This is a genomic window from Synechococcus sp. CS-1333 (assembly GCF_025128015.1).
GTDB lineage: Bacteria > Cyanobacteriota > Cyanobacteriia > PCC-6307 > Cyanobiaceae > MW101C3.
This window is the reverse complement of the sequence record NZ_JAHLYO010000006.1, coordinates 1-8340: the sequence shown is the minus strand read 5'-3', so window position 1 is coordinate 8340 and position 8340 is coordinate 1. Positions and strand designations below refer to the sequence as shown.

Below are 8340 nucleotides of genomic sequence, written 5' to 3'. Positions count from 1 at the left end.
TCCGCTCCGGCGATCGGCTGATCCCCTACGTTCTTCAACAGGTTTTCATCGAAGACAGGTTGAGGAGCATCGATTGATCAGCAGCCCCCGCAGATTGCGGGGGCTTTTTTTTTGGCAGGAAGCAGCGAGAGGTGGATGGGGGACTGGGACTGGGATTGGGATTGGGTGTGGGTGTGGGCAAACAGGTGCGAATGATGAAGAACGGCTTAGGGCCAGGGGTGGTGGCTGCCGCCTGTGAGCACAAGGCGCACGCATGTCGGCATCGGCTCAGACCGGCAGGAAGCGCGTGAACAGCCTTCCGTGCAGATCCCGGGCAAGAACGTTCTGACGCCTCGGACGCTGCAGTTCGAATCAGCAGACTCCACCAAGGGCAAGAGCGCCCTCCGTGCAGCAGCTTCAGCTTTGCGATCAAGAAAGAAGGTGGAGCTTTCGCTGCCGCAGGCACAGGCCTACCAGAGCAACAACACCAGAGAGCAAGACAAACAGAGAGAGGAAAGCCGGTTCATTGGCAGCGGCATGCTGGAAGCTTGAAAACGCTAGATAGACACATGCCACAGCGAAAAGAAGCGGACACAAGGGGAAGAGTGGCGTCTGGAAAGTGTTCACGCTTGGCGCACCGGAGCGGCGGCGCAGGATGATCAGGGACAGTGCAATCAGGGTGAGAAAAGCCCAGAAGAGGGGTGCGGTGTATTCCACGATCGCCGTGAAGCCATCGGGTTGAACGGCGGCGATCGCAATCAACGCGCTGCTGAAAAGACTCTGAACCAGAAAACTCCGGGTGGGGGTGCTTCGTACCCTCTGCCATCCGCCGAGGAAGCCAAGGGCCTGCCAGCCTTGGCCAAGGGCATGGTTGGCCCTTGCACCCATCACCATCGTTGCGTTGATGCTGGTGAGGGCGGCCGCCCCGATCAGCAGGATCACAGCCAGCTCTGCCCAGCGGCCAAGGGTCTGGCCCAGAACATCCACGGCGGCAGCAGAGCTTTGGGCAAGCCCGGAGATCCCCAGCGCGGAAAGCAACGACAGGTTGAACACCAGATAGATCGCGGTGATCAACACCAGGCTCAGCACCAGCACGTTCGTGACCGCGCGAGGCCCACCTCTCACCTCTGAAGAGATGGTGGCGGCCTCATTCCAACCGCCGAAGGTGAGCAGCACGAACACCAGGGCTGTGCCCAGGCTGGCCGGACGGGGACTGCTCTGAAAGGCCTCGGTGGAGATAGACGCGAGGTGACCATTGCTGGCAAAACCGGCAATGCTGATGATCAGCAAACCAACCAGGATCACCAGCACCAGTGGTTTCTGGATGCCGGTGGCCACGCGCAGCCCCAGCAGATTCGATGCCGTGAGCACAAGCACGACAACCAGCGCCCCCATCCCTTCAGATCGGAGGCCCAGGGGCAGCAGACGGCTGATGGCGTCGCTGAACACAAAAGCAAGCAGAGCAATCGAGCCAGGATTGATCACCGTGGCCTTGGTCCAGGCATACAGGAACGACAACCTGCGGCCATAAGCCAGGGTGAGGAAGTGATACTCACCGCCGATGTGGGGGTAAGCGGAACTGAGTTCGGCATAACAAAGGGCGCCGGTGAAGCTCACCACAGCCCCCACAACCCAGGCAGTGATCAACCAGCCGGGATCCTGGGTGAACTGCGCCACCAGGCTGGGGGTCTTGAAGATCCCGGCTCCGATCACCAGGCCAACGATCAGGCAAACAGCTTCCCATTGGTGGACCACCCTGGCTGGATTGGTCTTGGCTAAAGAGGAGGAGGTCATGGACTCTGCCTGCGCGCACAATTGGCTCATGGCCGACTCCGAAGCGCTTGGCCGATCCGGCCACCTGACAGCTGCACGTCCACCCCCTGATCGCTGAGGGTTCCGGCAAGGATTCCGGCTCGGACCGTTCCCTTGAACGTGCCGCGGGGTTCGTCACCATTGGCTGATCTGGTGCCGTAGGTGAAGCTGATCGCTTCGCCCCGCATCCGTCCGGAGAGAATGCTGAGGCTCTCACCATTGAGCAGCAGGCGGCCTCCCAGCAGCTGGAAGGACTGCTGGATGTCAAGCTCCGCTGCCGGCTTCGCACCATGAGCGCCCAGCTGCCAACGGCCCTGCACCGAGGCCGGAACCACCCAGAAATAGCCTCTGCCCCCTTCCAGCTCAATGGTGGCATCAGCCGGCCAGGTGCCCATATCGAAGGAATTGGATACAACACGGGTGCCCGGACGCATCGCCAGGATGGTGGGCTTCAGCTTCACGTTGAGTTGTGGCAAGAGGTAAAGCGTGAGCACCGTGGCTTCGCTGAAATCCTCTTTGAAGATGTCTCCCCTGATGAACGTCACCTTGTCGTTCACTGCGGCCCGAGCGGCATGACGTTTGGCAAGCGCAACCAGATCTGGGTTGTACTCAATGCCAACAGCTTTGATCCCATAGCGTTGAGCCGCGCCGATTACAATCTTGCCGTCGCCTGAGCCAAGGTCGTAAAGAATGTCACCGTCCTGGATGTTCGCGATGTCCAACATGGCCTGCATCAGGGCATCCGGCGTTGGCACCCAGATCACGTCCTTCCCTTCCTGACCCACGCTTGGCTGGTACAGCACATCGCCTGGCGTGGCTTGGGAGCCATCGGCCCTTGCAGCGACCGGTGGCAGCAGCCAGACCAACAACGCTGATGTGACCAAGGCCAGACCATTGATCCTCACCATCGAACGGCTTGTTCTTCGAGCCGACCCCAATAGTCCGACTGGATGACCGCCGCAGTGGGACAAAGGGGGCATCACCTCAATGGATCATCTCGCCACCATCTTGGTGGCCCTCACTTCAGGGTTGATGTGCTCCACAGCACTCGAGATGTCCATTTTATCCAACGGAGTATCCACTCTCTTGCGTGCAATAGCGGAGTGGAATGCCCGTGAATGGGCCGAAAGCTTCCCCTTTCGCCTGCGACCTTCTCCATCCAAATGACGGAACATTCACCCCTTGGCAGTGAGAACAATGACCCTTCACCGGTATTGCGTGCATGCAGGTTGCAGGGCATCGATCCAACCGCCAGCGCCCCCTAAGGCCGCGGGAACGGTGTGGCGCAGACCTCATGCGCGGGCCATCGGGGCGGGGATGAGAAGCGCGGGGAGCGGCGCCAGGCAAGCGACGCCGGCCTGAGACAGCAGAGAGGTGATACCTGAGGCGCAGCAGCTCGAATCGGTAGGCTCCAGCCAGTGCAACGGCGCCATGGGCAGCAGCTTCGGCCAGCTCTTTCGTATCAGCACCTTCGGCGAATCGCACGGCGGTGGCGTGGGGGTGATCGTGGATGGCTGCCCGCCGCGGCTGCCGCTGGATCTGGCGGCGATTCAGGCCGAGCTCGACCGGCGCAGGCCGGGGCAGAGCCGCATCACCACCCCGCGCAAGGAAGCCGATCAGGTGGAGGTGCTCAGCGGGCTGCTCGATGGGGTCACCCTCGGCACCCCGATCGCCATGCTGGTGCGCAATCAGGACCAGCGTCCCGGCGACTACAAGGACATGGAGGTGGCCTTTCGCCCCTCCCACGCTGATGCCACGTACCAGGCCAAGTACGGGATCCAGGCACGCAGCGGCGGTGGCCGCGCCTCGGCGCGGGAAACGATCGGCCGGGTGGCCGCCGGTGCGATCGCCAAGCAGTTGCTGGCCCGCGCCCACGGCACCGAGGTGATGGCCTGGGTGCGGCGCATCCACACGATCGAGGCGCAGATCGATCCAGCGCTGGTCACCCTGGCCGCTGTGGAGGCCAACATCGTGCGCTGCCCCGACCCGGGAACGGCGGAGCGAATGATCGAACGGATCGAGACGATCGGCCGCGAGGGTGATTCCTGCGGTGGGGTGATCGAGTGCGTGGTGCGGCGGCCGCCGCCAGGGCTGGGCATGCCGGTGTTCGACAAGCTGGAGGCGGATCTGGCCAAGGCGGTGATGTCACTGCCAGCCACCAAGGGTTTTGAGATCGGCTCCGGCTTCGCCGGAACCCTGCTGAGAGGCAGTGAGCACAACGATGCCTTCCTGCCCACCGCGGATGGCAGCCTGCACACCTCCACCAACAATTCCGGGGGCATCCAGGGCGGCATCAGCAACGGCGAGGAGATCTGCCTGCGGGTGGGCTTCAAGCCCACCGCCACGATCCGCAAGGCCCAGCAGACGGTCACGCTTGCCGGCGAGGCCACCACGCTCGAAGCCAAAGGACGCCACGATCCCTGCGTCCTGCCGCGCGCGGTGCCGATGGTGGAAGCAATGGTGGCCCTGGTGCTGGCCGATCACCTGCTGCGTCAACAGGGGCAATGCAGTCTTTGGTGATCACGCTGATGCCGGGGCCGGCGGCAGGAGGGCGGCCGCCCGCTGGGAAGCAGGCAGGCTCCCTCAGCTCTTGATGGGCACAGCTTTCCGCTCAGGCTGCCACGCACACAAGATTGGCTCAGGCCTGAGAGAAGGGCAGCCCTTGCCCGGTGTTTGCAGGACTGTCCGGATTATCTGCGTTCTTGGCTGAGGCGGCTGCTGAAGCCTGCTTGAGGGCCTGCAGCAGCAGCGCCAGCTGAGGGTCCAGGCCGGCCTCCCGGCCGGCGGTGAAGAGGGCCGAACCCAGGGTGACCGCCTGCACCCCAGCCGCCAACCAGACGGGCACATCGGCAGGGCGCAGGCCACCGGCGGCGATGCAGAAGGGCAGCGGAGCCAGAGGACCGGCCAGCAGGCGCCAGTAGCCAGGGCCGAGCGCCGCCGCCGGAAACAACTTGACGAGACCACAGCCAAGGCGCCGGGCACGCTCCACCTCCGTGGGGGTCATCACTCCTGGCACGAGCACCAGATCCAGCCGTGCCGCCTCGGCCAGCAGCTCGGGGCACAGCAGCGGCGACATCGCATAGGACAGACCGGCCGCACGCACATCGGCGAGGGCAGCGGTCGTGGTGATCGACGCTGCTCCCAACAACAGGCCGGGAAACTGGCCTTGCAATGCCTGGCACTGCTCCACCCAGCCGGACTGGGGCGACCAGGCCACCTCCACATGCAGTACACCCGCTGAGGCCAGCTGCTCCACTTGACAGTGGAGTGCGGCGGCCTCAGCGCAGCGCACGACGGTGAGCAGGGGCTGCTCCCGCAAGGAAGAGATCAGCCCGCCAGTGGCGGGCCCCCAATCCGCAGCCCCAGACAGGAGCTGCGGAACACCTGCTGGCTCAGACGTACTCGGCGACCCGCACATCGCTGCGGATCAGCAGCTCCTGCAGCTCCTCGGCATCCACGGTTTCCTTTTCCACCAGGATGTCGGCGAGTTCGTCGAGCACCGAACGGTTGTCGGTGAGCACGCCCTTGGCGCGGCGATAGGCCTCTTCCACCAGTTGCCCCACCTCCTCATCGATGGCGGCGGCGGTGTCTTCGGAGAAGTCGCGCTCGGCGGCGATGTCACGGCCGAGGAACATGCCGCCCTGGGAGCGACCGAGGGCCACAGGACCCAGCCGATCGGACATGCCGAAGCGGGTGACCATCTGGCGGGCGACGCGGGCCACCTGCTGGAGGTCGTTGGAGGCACCGGTGGTGACTTCGTCTTCGCCGTAGACGATCTCTTCGGCGACACGGCCACCCAGGGCGACAGCCATCTGGTTCTGCAGATAGGCGCGGGAATAGAGGCCCGATTCCATCCGCTCTTCACTGGGGGTGAAGAAGGTGAGGCCGCCGGCCTGGCCGCGGGGAATGATGCTGATCTTCTGCACCGGGTCGTAGTCGGGCATCAGGGCGCCCACGAGGGCATGGCCCGCTTCGTGATACGCCACGAGGCGCTTTCGCTTCTCGCTCATCACCCGGTCTTTCTTCTCGGGGCCGGCCATCACGCGCTCGATCGCGTCGTTGACCTCATCCATCGACACTTCGGTGAGCTGGCGGCGGGCCGCCAGGATCGCCGCTTCGTTGAGCAAGTTGGCCAGGTCGGCGCCGGTGAAACCGGGGGTGCGGCGAGCGACGCGGTCGAGGTCGACATCCTTGGCGAGGGTCTTGCCGCGGGCGTGGACACCGAGGATCTGCAGCCGGCCCGCGTAGTCGGGGCGATCGACCACCACCTGGCGATCGAAGCGACCCGGCCGCATCAGCGCTGAATCGAGCACATCGGGGCGGTTGGTGGCAGCCACGATGATGATGCCGGTGTTGCCCTCGAAGCCGTCCATTTCGGTGAGCAGCTGGTTGAGGGTCTGCTCCCGCTCGTCGTTGCCACCGCCGAGGCCGGCGCCGCGCTGACGGCCCACCGCGTCGATCTCATCGATGAACACGATGCAGGGGGCATTCTTCTTGGCCTGCTCAAACAGGTCGCGCACGCGGCTGGCGCCCACGCCCACGAACATCTCCACGAACTCCGAACCGGAGATCGAGAAGAAGGGCACGCCGGCCTCACCAGCCACCGCTTTAGCCAGCAGGGTCTTGCCGGTGCCGGGGGGGCCCACCAGCAGCACGCCTTTGGGGATCTTGGCGCCGACGGCCGTGAAGCGATCGGGGTTCTTGAGGAAGTCGACCACCTCGGTGAGCTCGAGCTTGGCGCCTTCGATGCCGGCCACATCACCGAAGGTGACCTGGGTCTGCGGTTCCATCTGCACCCGGGCCTTGCTCTTGCCGAAGCTCATGGCCGGGTTGCCACCGCCACCCTGGGCGCGGCGCAGCAGGAAGAAGAGGCCGCCGAGCAGGAGCAAGGGGAACAGCAGGCTGCCGATCGCCTGTTGCCAGGCCGCCGGTTCGCGGCTGGGCTGCACGGCGATGTCGACGTTGTTGTCGGTCAGCAGCTTCAGGAGGTCCTTGTCAGGGGCGAGGTTGACCACCGCGCGGCCGCCATCGTTCTCGACGATCTGTGCGGTGCCCCGGTCGGGGGAGATGAGCACGCGCGACACCTGCTTGCCTTGCACCGCTTCAACGAAGTCGCTGTAGCGGAGCGTGCGGGGGGCGTTGGCCGGGTTGGGCCGGTCGAGGAAGGCCGTTCCCACGGCGATCACCACGACGGCAAGGAGCACATAGAGCCCCGCATTGCGCCAGCGCTTTTTCACCCTGTGTGCTCCTGATGAGATGGAAGTAACGGAATGTTAATGGGGCGGCAGGCCGTCAGACGGCGCGCAGGACCTCCACCACGCTACGGAAGGCGAACCATTCCGGGATCTCCTCGCCGCTGCGCAGCATCTGACGGAACTGGGTGCCACTGAGTTTCTTCACATGCAGCCCGCGGGCCTCGGCGTGCTCGGCGGTCACGTAGCCCTCCTCCTCGGTGTACACGAGGTTGAGCGACGGCACCGTTTCCATGCCTAGCTCGGTGGCCTGGTCGCGGGCGAAATCCTGCGCCTGGTAGGGGCCGTAGAAGTCGTCGCCGGTGAGGGACGATTTGCAGCCGGCCATGTCGCGGCCGATGATGAAGTGGCTGCAGCCGTAGTTCTTGCGGATGATCATGTGCTGCAGGGCCTCACGCGGGCCGGCCATGTGCATGGCGTAGGGCAGATAGGCCCAGCGGATGCGGGGGTTGTCCACCTCGGCGGCCAGCCGCTCATACGACTGAAAGCGCACCTCGCCGGCGATGTCGTCTTCCTGGGTGGGGCCGCAGGTGGGATGCACCAGCACCACGGCATTGGCGCTCACGTTGGTGGCGTGCAAGGCACGGGTGAACAGCTCATAGTGGGCCCGGTGGATCGGGTTGCGGCACTGGAAGGCCACCACGTCTTCGCTGGCAGGCAACTGGCTGCGCACCTCGGCCGGCGTCTGGCAGGGAAAGACCCGGCGGGGCAGCTCCAGGCCCTGCAGCATGCCGCCGAGGTAGAAGCGCCCGCGCTCGCCGCAGATCATGCGCACCGCCGGGTGCTCGATCGAGGTGGTGCCGTAGCAACCGGCCGCCTCACGCACCTTGTCGGGTTCCCAGCGGCTCTCGACCGTGAGCACCGCCAGGTCCTGTCCGCGATAGGTGAGCAGCAGGCGATCGCCCGGGGCGATGGTGTCGTCGTCGGTGTCCATCACCACCGGCAGGCCAAAGAGCAGGCCCGAGGTGGTGCGGTTCCCGCTCACCACAGCGTGGTAATCCTCTTCGTGCATAAAGCCGCGCAGGGGCGAGAAGCCGCCCACCATCAGCAGTTCCACGTCGCAGGCGTTGCGATCGGAGCACTCCAGCACCCGATCCACACCGGCCTTCACCGCCGCCACCTGCTCGGGCGGCACGCGCAGATCAACGAGCGTGCCGCCATGGGGCGCGATCCCATGAACCATGGGTTGGCCGTCGGCGGAAGTGGTTGAGGTCACGGGCAGCGACATCAGGGAATGGAGAGATTCTTTCAGAGCACCCTTGCCTGGGGGGTGAACAGGGGAGCCCGGCCCGATGGG

Annotated in this window: 6 protein-coding genes; 1 reads left to right on the top strand and 5 read right to left on the bottom strand. The window is 64.9% G+C overall.

Annotated elements, in window-relative coordinates:
* Positions 1 to 408: 408 nt before the first annotated feature.
* Both KQ303_RS00865 and KQ303_RS00860 read right to left on the bottom strand, forming a co-directional pair.
* Positions 409 to 1773: an APC family permease gene (locus KQ303_RS00865; RefSeq protein ID WP_259728778.1), complete on the bottom strand. Its 1365-nt coding sequence runs from the start codon at positions 1771 to 1773 to the stop codon at positions 409 to 411.
* Positions 1774 to 1799: 26 nt separating this feature from the next.
* Complete coding sequence (locus KQ303_RS00860) at positions 1800 to 2657, bottom strand: methyltransferase domain-containing protein (RefSeq protein ID WP_259728777.1); 858 nt, start codon at positions 2655 to 2657, stop codon at positions 1800 to 1802.
* A gap of 565 nt (positions 2658 to 3222) precedes the next feature.
* Here KQ303_RS00860 and aroC point away from each other — a divergent pair.
* Positions 3223 to 4311 (top strand): chorismate synthase, encoded by a 1089-nt coding sequence (gene aroC, locus KQ303_RS00855; RefSeq protein ID WP_259728779.1) that lies wholly within the window; start codon positions 3223 to 3225, stop codon positions 4309 to 4311.
* Positions 4312 to 4429: 118 nt separating this feature from the next.
* Here aroC and KQ303_RS00850 read toward each other — a convergent pair whose 3' ends face one another.
* From KQ303_RS00850 to sat, 3 genes are all read right to left on the bottom strand, one after another.
* Complete coding sequence (locus tag KQ303_RS00850; protein WP_259728776.1) at positions 4430 to 5110, bottom strand: bifunctional 4-hydroxy-2-oxoglutarate aldolase/2-dehydro-3-deoxy-phosphogluconate aldolase; 681 nt, start codon at positions 5108 to 5110, stop codon at positions 4430 to 4432.
* A 73-nt stretch (positions 5111 to 5183) separates the two neighbouring features.
* On the bottom strand, positions 5184 to 7028 hold the full coding sequence (gene ftsH3, locus KQ303_RS00845; protein WP_094514883.1) for an ATP-dependent zinc metalloprotease FtsH3: 1845 nt from the start codon (positions 7026 to 7028) through the stop codon (positions 5184 to 5186).
* A gap of 55 nt (positions 7029 to 7083) precedes the next feature.
* Positions 7084 to 8271 carry a sulfate adenylyltransferase gene (gene sat / locus KQ303_RS00840; RefSeq protein WP_259728775.1) on the bottom strand — a complete coding sequence of 396 codons (1188 nt, stop codon included), beginning with the start codon at positions 8269 to 8271 and terminating at the stop codon, positions 7084 to 7086.
* Between the last annotated feature and the right edge of the window lie 69 nt (positions 8272 to 8340).

Excerpts from the sequence above, each read along its gene's own strand:
- KQ303_RS00865 (WP_259728778.1), bottom strand. The coding sequence starts at position 1,773 with ATGACCTCCTCCTCTTTAGCCAAGACCAATCCAGCCAGGGTGGTCCAC.
- aroC (WP_259728779.1), top strand. The coding sequence starts at position 3,223 with ATGGGCAGCAGCTTCGGCCAGCTCTTTCGTATCAGCACCTTCGGCGAA.
- sat (WP_259728775.1), bottom strand. The coding sequence starts at position 8,271 with ATGTCGCTGCCCGTGACCTCAACCACTTCCGCCGACGGCCAACCCATG.